This window comes from Mesorhizobium sp. M8A.F.Ca.ET.202.01.1.1 (assembly GCF_004791595.1).
GTDB lineage: Bacteria > Pseudomonadota > Alphaproteobacteria > Rhizobiales > Rhizobiaceae > Mesorhizobium.
In genome coordinates this window covers 621,150-640,239 of the sequence record NZ_SRUN01000002.1, presented here as the reverse complement: position 1 = coordinate 640,239, position 19,090 = coordinate 621,150, and the positions used below count along the sequence as shown (strand labels likewise).

The following is a 19,090-nucleotide window of genomic DNA, read 5'->3' as shown; positions in this document are numbered from 1 at the left end:
CTTCCATGCAACAGACTGACCGGCCGATCCCCGCTATCGACGAGATCGAATTCCAGATCATGTGGAATCGCTTGATCGCGGTCGTCGAAGAACAGGCCCAGGCGCTGCGGCGCACAGCCTTCAGCCCAATCGTGCGGGAGTCCGGAGATCTATCCGCCGGCTTCTTTCACCCGGATGGGCGGATGATCGCGCAGGCGGTGACCGGTACGCCAGGCCATGTCAACACCATGGCGGCATCGGTTCGTCACTTCCTGGCGCGGTTTCCCGCGTCGTCCATGAAGGATGGCGACGTCTACATCACCAACGATCCATGGCTTGGCACCGGCCATCTGCATGATTTCGTCGCCGTCACGCCAGCTTTTTTTGCCGAGTCGATGGTGGGACTCTTCGCTTCCACCTGCCACTTCATGGATGTGGGCGGCATCGGCTTCGGACCTGACGGCCGTGACGTCTTCGAGGAGGGTTTTTATGTTCCTCCCATGAAGATGATCGCCGAAGGCAAGCTCGATGGAACGCTGATAACGCTTGCGCGAAGCAATTCGCGCTATCCCGCCGAAATGGAAGGCGACCTCATGTCGCTTGCCGCCTGCAATGCGATCGGGGTGGGCCGTTTGCGCGAGATGTTAGGGGAATTTCCGCTGGGCGATCTCACACCGCTCTGCGACCAGATCGTCAGCCGCTCGCGCGAGGCGGCCATTGCTGCGATTGCGGGCCTGCCGACCGGAACGACCACCGCGGAAATGGTGATAGACGGTTACGACAAGCCGGTTGCCCTGGTTGCGACGACGACCATTTCAAGCGATTTGATCCAAGTCGACTTCACAGGCACGTCAGGCCTTTCGGCACGTGGCATAAACGTGCCGTTGAGCTACGCACAGGCCTATTCCACATACGCGATCGCTTGCGCGCTCTTTCCCCAGGTGCCCAACAATTCGGGGTCGCTGTCGGTGGTAGAGGTCACCGCGCCGGAAGACACGATCGTCAACGCGCAGCGCCCTGCCCCGGTCTCGTCACGGCATGTGATCGGCCAGATGCTTCCCGACGTCGTCTACGGCTGCCTGGCTCAGGTCGTACCTGACAAGGTGCTGGCCGAGGGTGCATCCTCGCTCTGGAATCTCATCCTCGAGGACGCGCATGATGCCTGTCTGACCCAAGGCATCGGGCAGACTCCGAGATTCTCGGCACTGTCCGTCCAGACGGGAGGAACCGGCGCCCGCTCCAATGACGACGGGCTCAACGCCACCGCCTTTCCGAGCGGCGTTTCGGGCGTGCCGATCGAGATATTGGAGACCATGACGCCGCTGGTCTTCTGGCGCAAGGAACTGCGCCCGGGAAGCGGCGGACAGGGCCGCTTCCGGGGCGGGCTCGGCCAGATCATCGAGATCGGCCATCGCGACAACCATCCGTTCTATATCTATGCCGCACTTGATCGCATCGAGCATACGGCGCAAGGACGGTTTGGCGGCGCGGAGGGCGGCGCCGGCTATGTTGGGCTGAAATCGGGACCGCGGCTGCGCGGCAAAGGCAAGCAACTCGTCCCAGCTGGCGATACGCTCGTTGTCCAGACGCCTGGCGGTGGTGGATATGGCCCGGTCGGGGAACGCGACGGCACCAGAATTGAGGCTGATCGCATCAACCAGCTCGACAACTGAAAAGCGGGGCAAGCCTTTCGTTTCATATTCCAAAGCCGGCAAGTCGTGCTGACCAAACCAGCAAACGGCGATAGCCAGGGCTATCTGCGAGACATTTCTTCTATTCTTTTCTCATTGAATGGGTGATGCGCGCCCGTGCCAAAATTCGACATGTAGGTGTCGTGGCGATAACCGCGCGCCTCAAGGACGACAGCGATCAGTGCGTAGAGCACGGCAAGAAGCGCCAGAACTACCCCTACGCCAGGCACCCAAAATTGTGAAAGCCCAGTGGCGACGGCGCCCAACGCGCAGGCAACCGTCAGCCAGCCGGCCGTCTTGTGATAGGCTTCAAACCAGCGCCGTCGTGCCGTCATCTCATAGTGATCGCCGTGCGGAACAGGAGGCTCATTAGTGGCTGAACCTGCCGGATTACGGACGCCGTGCGAGCCGCGGAACCAGGCGCTGACGATCTGCATTACGCCAAAGACCACTGTCGCGATGCCGAACACCGAATGAAGCGTGGCGCTGAAACCTCCACTGGCGGCAATGGCGATAGCCCCAGCGACAACGCTGGCCATGGCAAGCACCGACAAGCCGACCCGGTGCATGGTGAACCAGAACAGCTTACGACCGAGCTTAGGGCTTCCTTTCGGGATGCCGATCAGCGACGGCGCCGGTTTGCCAAAACGCGTCAGCAGCAGGACGGCCGGCACCAGCACGATCCAGATCGTGAACATCAGCCACGCATGATAAATCCAGTGCGGAGTCGTCCCAAATACCTCGTCATACAGCGATTGCGGCAGCTTCATCAGGGAAAGTCCTCAGGTTGGCCGTATGCGCCTCGAACAGACGTTGCCGTTGAGGCAGGACGAATTCGCCCGCCGGCCATTGCCTGGTCCCGGCTCAGGATTGCCCGGCATCGTGCACAGCCCGGTGCCCCGCGCCCTGCACAAATGCTGTGCCAAACGCAGATTCTCCAGGCGAGGCCTCTGGCAATGCGTGCCGGCGGGCGGTTTCCTGCAAGCTGGTGCAGAGGGAGGACTCACACCGAGCTCAGCATCGAACAAAATGACAATGTCTGACTTTTAAGCGCAAATCAAGCTTGAAATCTGACAAATGACGTGTAGATTTACAAATATGTAATGAGGCACTGGAATGGCTTACGCCCAAAGGACCAAACTTTCGGAAAAGCTCTACGAGACGATGAGGCAACTCGTCGACAGCGGGCAATGGTCCGAAGGGACGCGTATCCCCACCGAGATGGAGCTTGCCGAGCAGCATGGAGTGTCCCGGCCGGTGGTACGCGAAGCCCTTATCCGGCTGCGCAATGACGGCATCATCAACTCGAAGCGTGGTTCAGGCAGCTACGTCCTCAACGGCTCCGAAGCGCCTGCAAAGGGTTTCCGCCCCATCGAGAACATCGCCGATCTCATCCATGCATTCGAGTTCCGGCTCACCATCGAATGCGACGCGGCGGCCGTGGCCGCCCTGCGCCGCCGTGACGAAGACATGGATGTGATCATCGCGGCACACAATGCTTTCGAGGAAGGCATGAGCGATGAGGCCTTTGGCGATCTCGACCTGGATTTTCATATCGCTGTCGCGCAGGCCTCACAGAACTCCATGTACGCCAGCACAATGTCCATGCTGCACAAGCAGATCGTTTTCGGCATGCGGTTGATTGGTCAGTTCGCGACCACAGCGACCCAGACCCGGCTGGAGGTGGTTCGCGTCGAGCACGCACCGATCGTCGATGCTATCGCAGCCAAGGAGCCGCTTCTGGCTTACGAGGCGATGTTCAACCATTTGACCTTGTCCCGGCGCAGATTGCTGGGCTTCGATGCCGTTCTCGACTGGAAGAGATCCGGACCGACCGTTCTGATCAACAAGATGGGAGGGCCTGACAGCTAATCCCGCTCTCGGCCGCAAGCGTCACCCTCGAATTCTGGTCCAATCGGCTGCCATACCCGAACCGTGCTCGAAGCGGAGCGCGAAGCCTATGTTTTGTCGTTGCCACCCGTTCACAAGGCCAGTTGCCCTTACACAAGGTACGTCGATGTCATCCCTCGCCCTCAACCAGATCAACAAATTCTACGGCCCGAACCTCGCGGTGCTGAAGAACATCAACCTGGAAATAGATTCCGGCGAGTTTCTCGTCCTGCTTGGCCCTTCCGGCTGTGGCAAGTCCACATTGCTGCATGCGATAGCAGGCCTTCATGGAGTGACCTCGGGCGAGATCAAACTGAATGGTAGGGTGATCAACGATTTGCCATGCCAGCACCGCGACATCGCAATGGTGTTTCAGTCCTATGCGCTCTATCCATCAATGACTGTGCGCCAGAACATCTCGTTCCCGCTGGAAATGCGGAAAGTCTCCAGCGCGAAACGTGCGGATGCCGTGCAGGGTGTCGCCAAGCTTTTGCAAATCGAGCACCTGCTGGACCGCAAACCGTCGCAGTTGTCGGGCGGACAACGTCAGCGCGTTGCCATCGGGCGCGCCCTTGTCCGCGAACCCAGCATCTTCCTGTTCGATGAACCTCTTTCCAATCTCGACGCGCTGCTGCGGGTGGAGATGCGCACGGAATTGAAGAAGCTTCATCAGCGGATGGGCAAGACCACCGTCTACGTCACCCACGACCAGATCGAAGCGATGACGCTGGCAACGCGCATTGCAATTCTGGACAAAGGCGCGCTGCAGCAGGTCGGGACGCCTAACGAGGTCTATGACAGGCCGGCCAACACATTCGTCGCCACCTTTATCGGCGCGCCGCGCATAAACCTGATCGATGGCAGCGTGGTCAAGACCGGTAGCAGCCTGACGGCAAGGTTTGGCGACGCGCCGGATGTGATCCCCCTGCCTGCAGCGTTGGTCACGCATCTTTCGACAGCGGCCCCTGCCTGCACCTTTGGCATCCGCCCCGAGAATTTCTCCAACGTCTCGGGAAGCGCAGGTGAGAACGATCTCGATATCGACGTCGTCATCGAGTTGATCGAGCCCACTGGTTCAGACGACGTCATCATCTTCAAATTCGCCGGCGCCGAGCTGACGGCGCGGCTGCGTGCAGGTTCGATCATTGGACTTGGCCCGACCCGACTACGCCTGAACACAACGAAGCTGATCGCCTTCGACAAGCAAACCGGTAGCCGGATCAGCTGACCGCGACCGGAGTTTTCTCTCCATTCTGCAGTCCGGAGAACGCCCTCCCGGTGTCAGCTTGGATAAGATCCTCCCTCTATGACCATGAGTTCCAGTAGGAAGAAATCGATGAGCAAAATTTACAAATGGGGATTGATCGGCGCCAGCCGGATTGCCGAGGAATGGCTGATACCAGCTATCAACGGCGATCCGAACAGCGAGGTCGCCGCCGTCTTCTCCTCCGACACGGCCCGTGGACACGCCTACGCCGAGCGAAACGGCATTCCTCAGGTCTACGATACCATCGAAGCGCTGCTTCGCTCGGATGTCGATGCCGTCTACATAAGCAACACCAATGAAAAGCATGCCCCCGATGCGATTGCGGCAATCCTGGCTGGCAAACATGTGCTCGGGGAAAAGCCGATGGCAATGACAGTCGCCGAGGCCGAAGCCATGATTGCGGCCGCCGAAACGCACAATCGCGTTTTGGGCATCAACCACCACCTGCGGAACATGGCGACCCATATCAGGCTCCGCGATCTGGTGAAGAATGGGGAATTGGGTACGCTGGTCGCGGCCCGCATGACGTTCGGTGTGCTGCTTCCGGTCGCCAATCGCGGCTGGAGAACCGATTCCGTGACCGCCGGAGCCGGCGTGTTCTTCGACCTTACCGTGCATGACGCAGACCTTTTGCACTACATCCTGGGTACGGAAGCGCAGGAGGTCGTCGCGATGACCGCCAACAATGGAATAACGTCGAAGGAAGTCGAGGACACGGTTGCGATCGTCGCCCGAATGAAGACCGGGACGATTGTTCAGATCACCGAGAGCTTTGCCATCGATCACGCTAGAACGACGGTTGAGCTTTTTGGCACGAAGGCTTCGGTGTTTGCGGACGACGTTCTGCTCCAGCGTGGTGGTGGACGCGTGTTCGTGCGCAGGAATGGCGAACAGGTCGAAGAGCAGATCGACCATGTCAACGCCTACGACAAAGTCGTCAGCGACTTCAACGCAGCGATGGCTGGCAATGGGTCGCCAACGGTGACGGGTCGCGACGGCTTGAAATCCTTGAAATTTGCCGTGGCCGCACGCGAAGCGGCCAGGACTGGCCGCTCGGTGCAGGTTTGAGACACGCTATTTTCCGTAGATCGCAGCGACCGAACGCTCAAGCGCAAAGGCGAACCCTGCATCGGGATGCTCTTTGACAAGCACCGCCTTCAGTTCATCGGTCGATTTGCTCGTCAGCAAGGCCTTTTCCCAGCTGTCGAGATAGGCTCTCGTATAGGCGAATATGGAATTGTCCGAACGGCTTTCCGGCTTTCTATGTCCAGGAATGACCGTTTTTGCGCCGATCGCCTCCAGCTTCGTGGTGCTCTCGCGCCACTTGCCGATCTGGTCGGGAGTTATGTTTTCCTCCAACCAGAGATGCGTATCGGTGTACCCGACATCCGCTGCAATGAGGGTGTTCAGGGAAGGTATGTGAACCGGCGTTACGAACTCCGTGTCGCCATGCATCGGGTCCAGAATGTCGATGCGCTCGCCCTCCAGCAGCAGATGGTCGCGGGTCAAGACGTCGGGCACGATGAGCTTGTCGGTGAAGACGCCCTGCGGCGCATGTTCGCTCAACACCTTGAGTGTCGGAGCGGACGCCTTGTTGATCATCTCAAGGACCTTCGGATGGGTCAGGGGCTTCGCTTCCGGGAAACGCTCCAGCAGCACTGACAGGCCGAGCAAATGGTCTGGATGGTAGTGGGTGACCAGGATGGTCTCGACTTTCCTCCCCGTAGCCTGGATGACGTCGGCGAGCGCTTTGGCATTGGCGACCGTAAACTGGGCGTCGATGACGACGGCGGATTTCTCGCCGACAATCACCGTGCTATCGACCATCACGCCGGCTTCATCGGCTGTGAACACCTTGGTATCGGCGGCAGCGGCACGAGAAAGTCTACTTGCCATTGCCGTTGCCGCGCCGGCCGAACCGAGCGCCAGAAGATTTCGTCTGTCGAGAATGAACATGGACATAGCTCCGCGTTTTCTGGCGGCGTTGCTTCGCCCGCCAGTTAGGGTTTCGATAAGTTGGTTGTGTCGAATGAAAGTTCGGACGTTGCCCGTCGGAAGCCAACCGAGGCGCGGCACGGGCGTCAGCCCTGAAAGCGGGCGCTGCAGGCCCGCGAAATCAAGCTGCCATGCTGGCAACCAGCGGGGAAACGGCCTGAAGAGCACTGTTCATGGAGTTGGCGCGGGCATCGTCGCCGCGCGACATGTTCTCCGCCCGGATGAAATCGAGGTCCTTGATGCCCATGAAGCCAAAAGCCGTTCTGAGGTAGCTCTCCTGGAAATCCATGGAGGTCAGCGGGCCGGAAAGATAAGAACCTCCGCGCGTCGAAACGATCACCACCTTCTTGCCGCCGGCAAGGCCGATCGGGCCATTTTCGGTATAGCGGAAGGTCTTGCCGGGCTGGATGACGCGATCGAGCCACGCCTTGAGTTGGCTGGCCACGGAGAAATTGTACATAGGAGCCCCGACGACAATCACATCGCTTGCCATCAATTCTCCGACAAGCACGTCAGACCTGGCGTGTTCACGGCGTGTCGTCTCATCCGAAGCGTTGAAGGCGAGCGGGCGAAAACCTGCCCCGATCGGTCCATCGAGATGGGGGACCGCCTCTTCCACCAGATCGTGATAGGTCACCGCCGCGCCGGGATGTTGATCGAGCAGGTTCGCTACCACAGCTTTCGTCAGCGTCCGGGAAGCGGACGCCGCGCCCTGGATGCTTGAGTCGAGATGAAGAATTTGCATGGCATTTGGCTCCGTTGAAGTGTTGAGCCATAGCTATGCCGGCGCACCGGTGTTGCGCCAGTAAGCTAAATGGCACAGATTGTTCTACTGACGAGACAATCGAGAGCCGGAGCTTACCGTGGATGACCTCAACGAACTGACCATGTTTGCAGCCATCGCGCGTCACGGCAGCTTTTCGTCGGCGGCGCTTGCGCTCGGCATTCCCAAGTCGCGCGTCAGCCGACGCATAGCAGCCCTGGAGGCCCGTCTCGGCGTTCGGCTGCTGCAGCGATCGACCCGCTCAGTCAATCTCACTTCCGTGGGGCGGGAATTCCTCAAGCACTGCAATGAAATGATCGATGCCGCCCGCATGGCTTTCGAGATCGCCGAGCAAGCGGGTGAGGCGCCGGCGGGCCGCCTGCGGGTAAGTTGCCCGGTGGGACTCGCTCACGTTTTCGTCGCGCCCGTATTATGGAAATTCATGCGGGATCACCCGGCCGTGAGGCTGGAACTCGATCTGACAAACCGCCGGGTCGATCCTATCGGAGAAGGCTGCGACGTCGCATTGCGAGTCCGCTCGGCCATCGAGGATTCCCAGTTGATGATCAGGCGGTTGGGGATCAGCGAGCAGTGGCTCGTGGCGGGTCCTGAATACGTCTCATCCCACGGGCCCTTCGACGCGCCCAAGTCCATGCACCTGCAAAAAGGACTGGGTCCGGCTGGCGTGAGAGGCGAACGGAATCTATGGCACCTTACCACGCCGGACGGCCGGGCAACCGACATCGAATATGTCCCGGCGCTCGCCACCGATGATATCCATATGCTGGGCCAGGCAGCTCTTGCGGGAATGGGCATCGCTCAATTGCCACGTAACCTCTGCGGAGATGCCGTCCGCAAGGGCCGGCTGGTCCGGCTGCTGCCCGACCATGCTTTGCCGGCGCATCAGCTACACGCCATATTCCCCTCAAGGCGCGGCCTTGTGCCGGCCGTCCGCGCCTTTCTCGATTTCCTCGGCCACGAATTGCCTCTGTTGACCGCCAAAATCGAGGACGGCTACGCTACCGGTTCCAGAGATGACGGCTCGCTGACTTTGTAAGCTTGTCTTTCCGAGTAGCAGCTTCGAATTCAGGTTTTTGGCGGGATGTCTTTCATCCTTGCCACGCGCATCTTGGGTCATCTCCACTGCACAGCGGAGGCTGTGCCGGAAGATTATCGTGGGTTCCCCAGTCTTGCTCGGCATGGCGTTGCTCTAATCAGGCGAGCCAGGCCTACGATCTCACAAATCGTGCTTATGGATGTCGCCGTCCTTCAGGATCATCCTGAGCTTGGCCCGATCCTGCAGCAGTGACAGATCGTCGAGGGGGTTGCCGTCGACCACCAGCAGGTCGGCTCGTAGTCCGACAGCAACACGACCGATCTCGGCGGTCATGTTGAACAGTTCGGCCGCGGTGCTGGTTGCCGAGCGGATGACATCTATGGCAGGCAGGACCTCGCTGCGGATCGAGAATTCCAGCGACTGGTGCCGATGCAACGGACCGATCAGATCGGTGCCATAAACCATCTTCACCCCGCGTCGCTGAGCAATTTCGAGCGACCTGGAGCCGACGTCCAGGACGTATTTGATCTTGGCGTGCAGTTCGGCCGGCATGCCGATTTCGAGCCCTTCTTCCCACATGGTGATGTAGGCCGAAAGCGTCGGGACCAGGAAGGCGTCACGCTCGACCATCAGCTTGGCGGTCTCGTCCTCAAGGAAGTTGCCGTGTTCCACCGACCGGACGCCATTCGACACGGCATGATGGATGCAGCGATCGGTATAGGCATGCGCCATCACGTAGCGCTCAGCGTTTTCCGCCTCCTCGACGGCGGCACGAATCTCCTCTCCCGAAAATTGCGCAAACGTCACCGGGTCGGTGTAGGACGCAATACCGCCGCCCACCATCAGCTTGATCTGGTGGGCGCCACGGCGGATCTCGTCGCGCGCTGCCTTGCGGATCTCGCTGACACCGTCGACTATCCGGCCAAGGCTGGGAACATAATAATGGCTGTCGAATTCGGTTTCGCCGGGGCCTCTCATGTCGCCGTGACCGCCGGTCTGGGATAGCGCCTTGCCGCTGTAGAGGATACGCGGTCCGGGGATCAGTTTCTCGGCAACCGCGCGGGCGATGCCGAAATCCGCGCCGCCGGCGTCGCGCACGGTGGTGAAGCCGCGCTGCAGCATGCCCTCGAGGATCGGCATGGCCCGGATCGCCGTGTAGAAGGGTGACCAGCGCGTCAGTTGCGCGAAGCTGTTGATCGGCACGATTGCGTGGACATGGGCATCGCACAGCCCCGGCATCAGCACCTTGCCGCGCAGGTCGATCTCCCGATCGTGGCTTGCTTTGATCGGGTTGTCGCCAATCTCGGCGATGCGGCCGTCCGAGATCAGAACATCGCGCTCGCCAAGCAACGCGCCGGCATCAACGTCGAGAATGGCGCAGTTTTTCAAGAGCAGCGACGGCATGGCAATCCTATGACTTCGAATGATGAGAGACGGAACCGATCCGGTAGATGCGGACCGCATTGGCGGCAAAGACCTTGATGCGGTCGGCGTGCGAAAGCGCGTGGGTCGCTGCGAGGAAGACATCGAAGCTTCGGGCAAAATCACCGAACAGCTTGTCCACGGGGAAGTTCGAGCCGAACATCACCCGATCGGTGCCGAACACCTCGATGGCCTCTTCGATCAGCGGGCGCACATCGGCCAGGGTCCAGTCGGGGCGCAGCATGCCGAAGCCGGAGATCTTGAGCGCGACATTCGGGCTTTGCGCCATCAGGCGAATGCCACGCCGCCAAGGCTCGAAATCGCCGGTGACCAGACCGTCTGGCATGCCCGCCTGATTGAGGATCATCGGGATGTCGGGCGTGGACGCGGCAAGTTCAGCCGCATCAGCCATCTGTGACGGATAGATCTGCATGTCGCACGACAGTTCGTGCGCCGCGAGGCTGCGATACCCCGCCACCCATGACGCATCTGTCAAAAAGTCAGGCCGATCGGCATAACTCAGCCGCGGGATTTCGTGCCAGGCTACGATGTGGCGGATGCCGCGAAACAGGTGCGAGGCCTTGAGATGACCGTCAATTGTGTCGGCCAGGTCGGTTGCATCGAGCCGTACGCTCCCGACAATCGCGTTGGGAAAACCGTGCTTTTCGAACGCGGCATGAACCATGCGCGTTTCACCGACCGGGTTCGACGGATCAAACCCGCCATCCAGATGGACTGTCGCAACGACATTGAATGCGCTGGTGTCCGATCGATACGCGACCGGATCATAGCTTTGACGTATGGCCGTCGTGTCCCCAACGATCGAAGGCATGTCGGGATCGAGCCAGGGGTAGCGATGATTGGCCAGATCCCAAATGTGGTGATGGGCGTCGACAATCGGTATGTCATGACTGCTAGTCATCGTAGGGGCGCCGCCGGGGATTGTTCTATAACGATGGAATTCAAAGCCGGCCCACCTCGATCGACTGTCAGCAAAGGCCTTTTCCGCATTCTCTTGGCCGCAGTTTTGCGAAGTGCGGGCGCGATTGACAAGGAGTCGGCAGTTGTATCTTCATGACACAAAGTCATGGAGATGATGTCGTGCCCGAGAGCAGCGCCGGCGGACGCAAACCGGCCCATCGCGACGCCGTCGAGCGGGAAAGCAACCTGCCGACGATAGCCGCGCTTCGCGCCTTCGTGCTGTCGGCGCAATATCGCAACTTCTCCCGGGCCGCCGATGAACTAGAGATCACGCAAAGTGGCGTCAGTCGCGCCGTCCGGTCGATCGAAGATGCGACGGGCGCCCTGCTCTTCGAACGCACCGGCCATGGCCTGGTGCTTACGGAGCCCGGTGCCCTCTATCTCACCGAGGCCACCGAGATCCTGTCCAATCTGGGCGCTGCCACATTGAGGCTCAGCACTTTCCAGAGTGGTTCGGAGCGGCTGCATATCGCCACCTTGCCCAGCCTTGGAAGTCGGTGGCTCGCCCCGCGCATCGGCAGGTTTCTAAACGCCAATCCCACTATCGAGCTGACCGTCACGGCAAGCATCGGCCAGTTTTCGTTCGAAGCCAGCGATGTCGACGCCGCCATCCATTATGGCACCGACGCTTGGCCGGACTCGCAGTCCGAATTCCTGATGGACGAGGTTCTCATTCCCGTGTGCCGCCCCGACCTCATCGTTGGCGGCAAGGCAGATCCGAGCGCGCTCTTGGGTATGCGGCTGATCCAGCATTCGCACCGCCCGACGGCCTGGCGGGAATGGTTTCGAGAGATCGGCATGTCACACCCCAACCCGACCGCCGGCCCTGTCTTCGAGCAATATCAGATGGGAATCGAGGCAGCTCTGGCAGGCCTGGGCACAATCCTGATGCCGCCGTTCATGGTGCTGGAGGAATTGACGTCGGGCCGATTTGTGCCGCTGCACGACGTGCCGGTCCGCTCGCCGTGGAGCTACTTCCTGATTTATCCGCGCACCAAACGCAGCAAAGTCGCCGTTCAGAAAATGCGTTCATGGTTGCGCGCCGAGGCAAAACGCACCGTAGAACAGACGGCGCGCATTTTCGTGAAGTGAGCCAGTCAGCGAAGGTCCATTTCTTCGCTGGCCAAAACGTCGTCTCGTTGTCTTGACGCAATTCCGGGCGGAACCCGTTTCACGATTTTCCGCCCGGATGCTTTATCGGCGCGTCGCGCGCCGACTCAACAGTGCATCGAGAACAACCGCCAGCACCAGAATAGCGCCCTGCACCTCGAGCCGCGTCTGGGTCGTTGCATTGATAAGCAGCATGCCATTCGAAACACTGCCCATCACCAGCGCACCGGTGAGAGCTGCCCAGACGGATCCGCGTCCGCCAAACAGGCTGACGCCACCGATCACGGCAGCGGCAATCGCTTCAAGCAGCAAGGTGGTATCCGCCGAGTCCGGTGACACGCCGAGGACGCGGCCTGCCGCCATCATGCCCGCAAGTGCCGCGAACATGCCCGTCAGCACAAACGCGGTGATCTTGAGCCTGTTCACCGAGATGCCCGAGCGGCGGACGGCCTCTGCATTGGCGCCGACGGCGAATAGATGGAGGCCGAAACGCGTCTGCGTCGTGATATAGGCGAAGACGCCCAGCATGCAGAGCAGGAATGCGACCATGACCGGCACGCCCCGATAGGCGTCGAACACCCGCACGGTTGCCGCGCCAACGACCGCAAGCAGGACGACCCGTACGATGACGCTGGTTCCCAGGTTGGAGACAATCGAACGCGAGACCCGTGTCACGTGGGTCTGGAGGCACAGAATGGCGAAGATGACAACAACGCCGACTAGGATGGCATAGCTCGCCAGCGGCGGCATGTAGAGGGAGAAGATCGTGCCCATCGGCTGGCCGACCAGCGAGATCAGATTCGAACCTGGCGGCAGCAAATCGAGCAACACGCCCTGCAGGACCATGGACACGCCCAATGTCACGATGAATGCCGGCGCTCGAAAGATCGTGACGATTACACCTTGAACGCCTCCGATCAGACCTCCTGTCAGCAGACCGAGGGCGATGGCGAGCGTCGCATCCACACCCGAGTTCACCGCCAGACCCGCGGCGATCGCGGCCGAAACCGCACCAACGGCCGCGACCGACAGATCGATTTCTCCGATCACCAGCACGAACATCAGACCGAGAGCCAGCGTGCCGGTGACGACGATCTGCAGCGACAGGTTCGAGAGATTGCGTGGGCTCAGGAACAGCGGATTGGCCGAGTAGAAGTAGGCCCAGATGACGGCAAGCACGATGAGCACCGGCACCATGCGCCATTTTCCAGCGAGCGCTTCGAGGATGTACTGCGTGTTCATGACGTGCCGCACACTTGTCTTGGGACTGGCGACGATAGGACTATCGGCAGCGCTAGACATGGAGATCCCCCCTGAAATCGCGGGTGGATGCGAGAGTGGCGGCGTCCATCACGCCGGTTATCGCTCCGATAAGATCCTCGCGGGTGTAGCCACCACGAGAGACTTCGGCGACTTTCCTGCCAAGCCGAAGCACGACAACACGGTCGGCGACCTGCTGGACGTCGCCTAGGTCGTGAGACACCACCACGACGGCGCGCCCCTGCCCTCGCAACCGGTCGATCAACGCCAGAACCTGCTTGCGCTGGGCGACGCCCAATGCCGCTGTCGGCTCATCGAGCAAGACGATCCTGGGGTCACTGAGGATGGAGCGGCAGATGGCGACCGACTGGCGCTGACCGCCGGAGAGCGAACTTATGGGGTTGCTGACGTCGCGGATCTTGACGTCGAGGCTGGCCAGAATCTCTCTAGCTCGCGCTTCCATTGCGCCGCGCTGGAGACGCCGGCCGAGGTACCAAGGATTGTGCAGCTCACGCCCGAGGAAGAGGTTCTGAACGGTGTCGAGATTATCGCACAGCGCCAGGTCCTGGTAGACGGTCTGGATGCCGGCATGGCCCGCGTCGTGCGGCGATCGCAGCGCGACGCCGAGGCCGGCACAGAAAATCTCGCCCTCGCTGGGAGACTGGATGCCGGAGATGATCTTGACCAGCGTCGATTTGCCGGCGCCATTGTCGCCCACCAGTGCAACGACTTCGCCTGGCCAAACACTGAATGACACATCTGTCAGCGCGGATATGGCGCCGAAGTGTTTTGAAACATTGCGGATTTCGAGAATGGGTGGATCTGATCTGGTCATCGCATGCCTTCAAGACAAGCCGACAAGGCGCTACCGCGTGGGACGGCAGCGCCTGACGCTCTATTTGGTGCAGAAATCGGACTTGGCCGCAATGCCGGTGCAGAGCTGCTGCTTGGTGTAAAGCCCGGCATCGACCACGGTTTTCTGAACGTTGTCGGCGGTGATAAAAACGTTTGGGGCCAGGTGAGCCGGAACACCACCCTTGACGAACTTGTTGTCCCAGGTGCCATTGACCAAACCGGAAGGCGGCTGCTCGCCACGGGCAGCAGCCAGAACCAACGTCACGGCGGCGTCCGCCATCCCCGCATAGGGTGGCGACATGTCGGCCGCCTGCCATCCGGCCAGAACACGCTGGACGCCTTCGAGTGTGGCATCGTAGCCTCCGAACAGCTCGACTTTGCCAACCAGACCTTGGCCGGTCAGGGCGGCGATCACGCCGCCGCCGGTGTCGTCGTTCATCACCACGGCTCCGTCGACCTCGTTGTTGGTTTGGGTCAGGCATTGCTCCATGTTCTTCTGCGCGTTGGCCGCGAGGTAAAGCAGCGCGTCGGCCCGGCAGACAATCTGGATGGTGCCGTCCGCCACAAGCGGAGCGATGTAACGGTCGAAACCTTTCATCTGCTCGGTGTAGAAGGCGAACTTCGGATCGCCGAGCATGTATGCCAGGCGCACCGGCCTGTGTTGCGGCAGATGTTCGACCAGGTACTTGGCCTGCGCCTCGCCGATATCAGCGAACGGCACGGATACGTGATAGGCGACCGGGCCCTCGCCTGGATCGTGTGCATAGGTCACAACCGGGACGCCATCACCTGCCGCCTTGGCAAGAATGCTGGCCGAACGCAGGGGATCGACGGCGATCAGGACGATGCCGGCAGCGCCGCTGGCCAGCGCGGCGTCTGTCTGCGAGACCTGCTGCTGCATGTCGTCGTTCGCATTCAGCACGACCAGCTTGCTACCGGGCGCCTGCTTTTCCAGGGCTTTCGTGATGTTTGGTATATCGAACTGTGCAATGCGCGAAGTCGTGACGTTGTTGACCAGCAAGTAGATGGGGCCACTGAGGTCCTTGGCGAGCGCGCCGCTGCTGGCAAGCGCCGCGACGCCTGAAAGCAGCAGCCCCTTAAGCGATAGTTTCATGTGTTCCAATCTCCCCTGAAGTTGCGTGGAGCTGATCGGCTGTGCCGCCAAACCCGACAGGTACGAATGTGCGAGCTTGGCTGCTCCTCTTGCACTGTCTTTCCATGAACTCTGCTCATGGTGGCTATGACGCTATTGAGAGTAATGGCGGCCGCCAATAGGGCTGCACGCATTTCTCCATGACTTCAACTCATGGGCAAGCGATATGCGTCGAGGTTGATGTGCGGCTTGCGGGCTTCCTGGGGAAAGCCGAAAGCCTCCCATCTCGGCGCCAAAGGCGGGAAATGAAAGGCCGGATCGGACCATTGCCGACGAAGTCAGGCAGGAGCGCTAATTTCCGCGCAATAGCATCGAGGCCGCTTTCTCCGCAATCATGATCGTGGCGGCATTGGTGTTGCCGCTCACCATTGTCGGCATGATCGAGGCATCGGCCACCCTGAGGCCGTCGACGCCATGGACCTTCAACTGATCATCGACGACCGCCATCGCGTCGTGCCCCATCTTGGCCGTGCCGCATGTGTGATGGCCGATGCCGCACGTTGTGCGAATATAGCTGTCGAGCTCTTCATCCGAACGGATATCCGCGCCGGGCGCCAGTTCCGTGCCACGGTAGGGCGCCAAGGCTTCCTGCTGAAGGATCCTGCGGGTGGCGCGTATCGCATCGCGGGTGAGCGCAAGATCGTTTTCCGACGTGAGAAAGTGCGGATCGAAGATGGGAGCCTCCCGGGGATCTGACGACTTAAGCGTCAGCATCCCTCGGCTCTCCGGCCTGTTGGGCCAGACATGCACCACGAAAGAATGTCCGGCCATCCGGTCCGCCCAAGGCATCCACACCTTCAACCCCTGTCCGGGGTAATAGGGGATGAACACCGCTTGGCATTCCGGCGCCACGGCATCCTTCTTGATGTTGAAAAACCCGCCGGCTTCCAACGGGCTGCGCGTGATCTGTCCGCGGCGGAAAACCAGCGCATTGATCATTTCTGCCGTTAGCGTGTGCCAGCGCAATGTCCTGGCAAGTGAAACCGGTTGTGTGGCCTCATAGGCGACCGATGCATTGACATGATCCTGGAGATTCTTGCCGACGCCCCTGAGGTCGTTGACCACAGCTATCCCGTGCGATTGCAGATCCTCCGCGTCGCCGAGGCCCGACAGCATCAGCAATTTCGGCGAGTTGAACGAACCAGCCGACAGGACAATCTCGCGCGTGGCGGACGCTCGCCGGATCCCGCCGTTCTCGAAGAACTCGACGCCCGAGGCGCGCGCCTCGTCGATGACAATTCGGGAGACAAGCGCGTTGACAATGACCCGCAGATTGGGCCGCTTCATCGCCGGCCGCAGGAACGCCTTGGCCGTGGTGACACGGCGCCCGCCGCGGATGTTGAAATCATAAATACCAAAGCCTTCCTGCTCGGGCCCGTTGAAATCGTCGTTGAGGCGATATCCCGCCTGCCTGCAGGCCTCCAGATAGGGGGCCGTCAACGGCGAGACGGTCGGTGGCTTGCCCACCGGCAGGCCGCCGCAGTCATTGTGGTAGGCACTCTCGCCGCCCTCGTAACTCTCGCTCTTCGTGAAATAGGGCAGCACGTCGTCGTAGGACCAACCGGCGTTGCCGAGCTGACGCCAATGATCGAAATCCGATCTGTTGCCTCGAATGTACTGGGCGCCGTTGAAGATGAACGATCCACCCAGCATCTTGCCGCGGGGAAAGTACATGCTTCTGCCATTCAGATTTTTCTGCGGCTGACTCCGGAAAGCCCAGTTGTTGCGTTCGAACTCGAACAGCTTGCCCGCGATGAACGGCAGATCGTAGCTCGGATCGCGACCGCTGTTGCCTGCCTCGAGCAGTAGAACCCGGTTGGCTGGGTCGGCACTCAATCTGCTGGCCAGCACGCACCCCGCCGACCCGCCGCCTACGACGATGAAATCGAAGTTCAAATCAGCTTCGCGCATACTTCCTGAATGCTCCGATACTCTGTGAGGTGCCTAGATTGCCGAAATGACCGGCTTGAGCAACGGCAGTCCGGGAAAGCGTCTATGAGTCAGAGTCATGGCGAGATTGATCGGAGGGTTCGCCCTAACGAAGAAGTCAGATCATTTCGGGGCGCATCAGAAACGCGCGAAACCAACTATTTCCATTACGGACCGATCTGGGTGGAGGTGCATTTCGCCATGCTCGCATTGCCGTTGAAGGCGGCACGATGTCTCGCGACATCCCTCGAGCCTAAATTCTCGGACTGACGTTTCCCGCGCTTCAGATCGCGCATGCAAAGCTCTAGCTGCGAAATCGTGATGTGGCCACCCCGATGTAAATATAGGTGCGCTGAGCGGACCAGCACATGATGCATGCAGGCGTTCTCAGCGTGTATCCAAAGTCCACCTTCGTAGACGAGGCGGGCAGTCGGAACGCGTTGGCCGAGCCCGGCATCCCGTCGGGTCGCATTGACCGAGGCGCGAGGCGTCACTGGAGAACCAAACCGTGTTAGAAATTCCGAAGCGCTTCGCAGATCAACCTGCCTGGCCCTCAATAGACCACCGCAAGAGCCGCACGGCTATTTTCTCCATCTTCTTCCTGCATGGCTGCATCTTCGGCACCTGGTCCTCCCTTGTGCCGACAATCAAGGCGCGTCTCTCGATACCAGACAGTCAATTCGGCTGGTCGCTGTTCATGATTGTCGTGGGCTCACTCTTCGCCATGCTGGCGAGCCGGTCTCTCATCACGCGTTTCGGCAGCAAACAAGTGGTTCGAGTGTCGGCGCCCCTTCTCTTGGCGACAGTCGTGCTGGCCTCGTTCACGAATGTCCCAACCTTGTTCCCCTTGGTGCTGCTGATGCTGGGGCTTGCCGGCAATTTCATGGATGTCGCCATGAACGCGCAGGCGGTCGAGGCAGAGCGCTTATCCCAAAAAGCCCTAATGTCCACGTTCCACGCCATGTGGAGCCTTGGCGGGCTTACAGGTGCTGCCTCGGGAGGCCTGCTTGTCAAATTTGCGGGGAGTTCGATGGGCGCGCTGATAGCTGCGCTATTACTCTCGCTTCTCTTCGTGGCAAACCAGAGCAAGCTTCTTGCCGCAAGGCCAAGTGAGGGCGCTACGGGCGCTCGGCCAATCAGCCCAATGTGGCTGCTGGTTGTCGCGGGCCTGCTTGCCGGCGTGTGCATGTCGACAGACGCAGCGGTCCGTGACTGGAGCCCCCTCTACCTCACTGGCCATTTTGCGCTTGATTTCAGCTTCTCGGGACTAGGCTATGCGGCGTTCGCCAGTTCCATGGCAATCTGTCGGCTGGCTGGCGATCGCGTCAGAACGGTCGTGGGCGAGAAACAACTTCTTGCAATCTCGACAGGCTTGGTGATCGTCGGTCTCTCGATTGTCGCCTTCGCCAAGATCGTGCCTGTGGCGCTGTTCGGGTTTGTCCTGTTGGGCATCGGCGTATCGAATATTTTTCCCACACTGTTGAGCATGGCGGGGCGACGCGGCGACGCATCAAACATAGTGGTGGTCTTCGCGACGGGCTACATAGTTGCCCTGGCCACAGCGCCCAGCTTCGGGATCCTCGCCGAGGCAACCGCCTTGTCCAATATCTACTTGTTGCTGGCCGTGTTGTTCCTGCTTACCGGAACGGCTTTCGTCCGCGTCGCCAGTCGCTTCTGAATTGTGGAAATTCCTCTCCATCGCTGGCGGTTCTTGAGCAAGTGGCTGTCGCCTCTAAGG

General features: G+C 60.3%; 16 protein-coding genes. 7 read left to right on the top strand and 9 right to left on the bottom strand.

Going from position 1 to position 19,090, the window contains the following annotated elements; genetic code table 11:
• The first annotated feature begins 5 nt into the window (after positions 1-5).
• Positions 6-1,652 carry a hydantoinase B/oxoprolinase family protein gene (locus EN845_RS07790; protein WP_127870997.1) on the top strand — a complete coding sequence of 549 codons (1,647 nt, stop codon included), beginning with the start codon at positions 6-8 and terminating at the stop codon, positions 1,650-1,652.
• An 80-nt stretch (positions 1,653-1,732) separates the two neighbouring features.
• Here the strand turns inward: EN845_RS07790 and EN845_RS07785 are convergent, their stop codons facing one another.
• Complete coding sequence (locus EN845_RS07785; protein WP_127870996.1) at positions 1,733-2,440, bottom strand: hypothetical protein; 708 nt, start codon at positions 2,438-2,440, stop codon at positions 1,733-1,735.
• A 346-nt stretch (positions 2,441-2,786) separates the two neighbouring features.
• On the opposite strand from EN845_RS07785, the gene EN845_RS07780 reads away from it, so the two are divergent.
• From EN845_RS07780 to EN845_RS07770, 3 genes are all read left to right on the top strand, one after another.
• Complete coding sequence (locus EN845_RS07780) at positions 2,787-3,542, top strand: FadR/GntR family transcriptional regulator (protein WP_127870995.1); 756 nt, start codon at positions 2,787-2,789, stop codon at positions 3,540-3,542.
• Between the two features lie 145 nt (positions 3,543-3,687).
• Positions 3,688-4,788: an ABC transporter ATP-binding protein gene (locus EN845_RS07775; protein ID WP_127870994.1), complete on the top strand. Its 1,101-nt coding sequence runs from the start codon at positions 3,688-3,690 to the stop codon at positions 4,786-4,788.
• A gap of 132 nt (positions 4,789-4,920) precedes the next feature.
• Positions 4,921-5,895 carry a Gfo/Idh/MocA family oxidoreductase gene (locus EN845_RS07770; RefSeq protein ID WP_189587419.1) on the top strand — a complete coding sequence of 325 codons (975 nt, stop codon included), beginning with the start codon at positions 4,921-4,923 and terminating at the stop codon, positions 5,893-5,895.
• A 6-nt stretch (positions 5,896-5,901) separates the two neighbouring features.
• Here the strand turns inward: EN845_RS07770 and EN845_RS07765 are convergent, their stop codons facing one another.
• Both EN845_RS07765 and EN845_RS07760 read right to left on the bottom strand, forming a co-directional pair.
• A complete protein-coding gene (locus EN845_RS07765; protein WP_245511671.1) occupies positions 5,902-6,963 on the bottom strand; it encodes an MBL fold metallo-hydrolase in 1,062 nt (353 codons plus the stop codon).
• The gene (locus EN845_RS07760; RefSeq protein ID WP_127870992.1) at positions 6,944-7,567 is read right to left on the bottom strand and encodes an FMN-dependent NADH-azoreductase; all 624 of its coding nucleotides are present in this window, start codon (positions 7,565-7,567) and stop codon (positions 6,944-6,946) included. Before EN845_RS07760 ends, EN845_RS07765 begins: the two co-directional genes overlap by 20 nt.
• A gap of 118 nt (positions 7,568-7,685) precedes the next feature.
• Here EN845_RS07760 and EN845_RS07755 point away from each other — a divergent pair, with 118 nt between their 5' ends.
• Positions 7,686-8,642 carry a LysR family transcriptional regulator gene (locus EN845_RS07755; RefSeq protein WP_127870991.1) on the top strand — a complete coding sequence of 319 codons (957 nt, stop codon included), beginning with the start codon at positions 7,686-7,688 and terminating at the stop codon, positions 8,640-8,642.
• A 180-nt stretch (positions 8,643-8,822) separates the two neighbouring features.
• On the opposite strand, the gene EN845_RS07750 is transcribed toward EN845_RS07755, so the two are convergent.
• Together EN845_RS07750 and EN845_RS07745 are read right to left on the bottom strand one after the other, a co-directional pair.
• Positions 8,823-10,046: an amidohydrolase family protein gene (locus EN845_RS07750; RefSeq protein ID WP_127870990.1), complete on the bottom strand. Its 1,224-nt coding sequence runs from the start codon at positions 10,044-10,046 to the stop codon at positions 8,823-8,825.
• A gap of 7 nt (positions 10,047-10,053) precedes the next feature.
• A complete protein-coding gene (locus EN845_RS07745; protein ID WP_127870989.1) occupies positions 10,054-10,986 on the bottom strand; it encodes an amidohydrolase family protein in 933 nt (310 codons plus the stop codon).
• 179 nt (positions 10,987-11,165) lie between these two features.
• Between EN845_RS07745 and EN845_RS07740 the strand changes: the two genes are divergently transcribed.
• A complete protein-coding gene (locus tag EN845_RS07740; protein ID WP_167531285.1) occupies positions 11,166-12,137 on the top strand; it encodes a LysR substrate-binding domain-containing protein in 972 nt (323 codons plus the stop codon).
• Between the two features lie 102 nt (positions 12,138-12,239).
• Here EN845_RS07740 and EN845_RS07735 read toward each other — a convergent pair whose 3' ends face one another.
• From EN845_RS07735 to EN845_RS07720, 4 genes are all read right to left on the bottom strand, one after another.
• Complete coding sequence (locus EN845_RS07735; protein ID WP_210235521.1) at positions 12,240-13,352, bottom strand: ABC transporter permease; 1,113 nt, start codon at positions 13,350-13,352, stop codon at positions 12,240-12,242.
• A gap of 97 nt (positions 13,353-13,449) precedes the next feature.
• Entirely contained in the window at positions 13,450-14,250 is an 801-nt protein-coding gene (locus tag EN845_RS07730) for an ATP-binding cassette domain-containing protein (RefSeq protein WP_127870987.1), read from the bottom strand.
• 60 nt (positions 14,251-14,310) lie between these two features.
• Positions 14,311-15,384 carry a substrate-binding domain-containing protein gene (locus EN845_RS07725; protein WP_135907068.1) on the bottom strand — a complete coding sequence of 358 codons (1,074 nt, stop codon included), beginning with the start codon at positions 15,382-15,384 and terminating at the stop codon, positions 14,311-14,313.
• A gap of 330 nt (positions 15,385-15,714) precedes the next feature.
• Positions 15,715-17,334 (bottom strand): GMC family oxidoreductase N-terminal domain-containing protein, encoded by a 1,620-nt coding sequence (locus EN845_RS07720; RefSeq protein WP_127870985.1) that lies wholly within the window; start codon positions 17,332-17,334, stop codon positions 15,715-15,717.
• A gap of 526 nt (positions 17,335-17,860) precedes the next feature.
• On the opposite strand from EN845_RS07720, the gene EN845_RS07715 reads away from it, so the two are divergent.
• The gene (locus EN845_RS07715) at positions 17,861-19,030 is read left to right on the top strand and encodes an MFS transporter (RefSeq protein WP_167531284.1); all 1,170 of its coding nucleotides are present in this window, start codon (positions 17,861-17,863) and stop codon (positions 19,028-19,030) included.
• Positions 19,031-19,090: the final 60 nt, after the last annotated feature.

Coding starts and splice junctions, on each gene's coding strand:
- EN845_RS07790 (WP_127870997.1), top strand. CDS start 6: ATGCAACAGACTGACCGGCCGATCCCCGCTATCGACGAGATCGAATTC.
- EN845_RS07785 (WP_127870996.1), bottom strand. CDS start 2,440: ATGAAGCTGCCGCAATCGCTGTATGACGAGGTATTTGGGACGACTCCG.
- EN845_RS07780 (WP_127870995.1), top strand. CDS start 2,787: ATGGCTTACGCCCAAAGGACCAAACTTTCGGAAAAGCTCTACGAGACG.
- EN845_RS07775 (WP_127870994.1), top strand. CDS start 3,688: ATGTCATCCCTCGCCCTCAACCAGATCAACAAATTCTACGGCCCGAAC.
- EN845_RS07760 (WP_127870992.1), bottom strand. CDS start 7,567: ATGCAAATTCTTCATCTCGACTCAAGCATCCAGGGCGCGGCGTCCGCT.
- EN845_RS07750 (WP_127870990.1), bottom strand. CDS start 10,046: ATGCCGTCGCTGCTCTTGAAAAACTGCGCCATTCTCGACGTTGATGCC.
- EN845_RS07745 (WP_127870989.1), bottom strand. CDS start 10,986: ATGACTAGCAGTCATGACATACCGATTGTCGACGCCCATCACCACATT.
- EN845_RS07735 (WP_210235521.1), bottom strand. CDS start 13,352: ATGGTGCCGGTGCTCATCGTGCTTGCCGTCATCTGGGCCTACTTCTAC.
- EN845_RS07730 (WP_127870987.1), bottom strand. CDS start 14,250: ATGACCAGATCAGATCCACCCATTCTCGAAATCCGCAATGTTTCAAAA.
- EN845_RS07725 (WP_135907068.1), bottom strand. CDS start 15,384: ATGAAACTATCGCTTAAGGGGCTGCTGCTTTCAGGCGTCGCGGCGCTT.
- EN845_RS07720 (WP_127870985.1), bottom strand. CDS start 17,334: ATGCGCGAAGCTGATTTGAACTTCGATTTCATCGTCGTAGGCGGCGGG.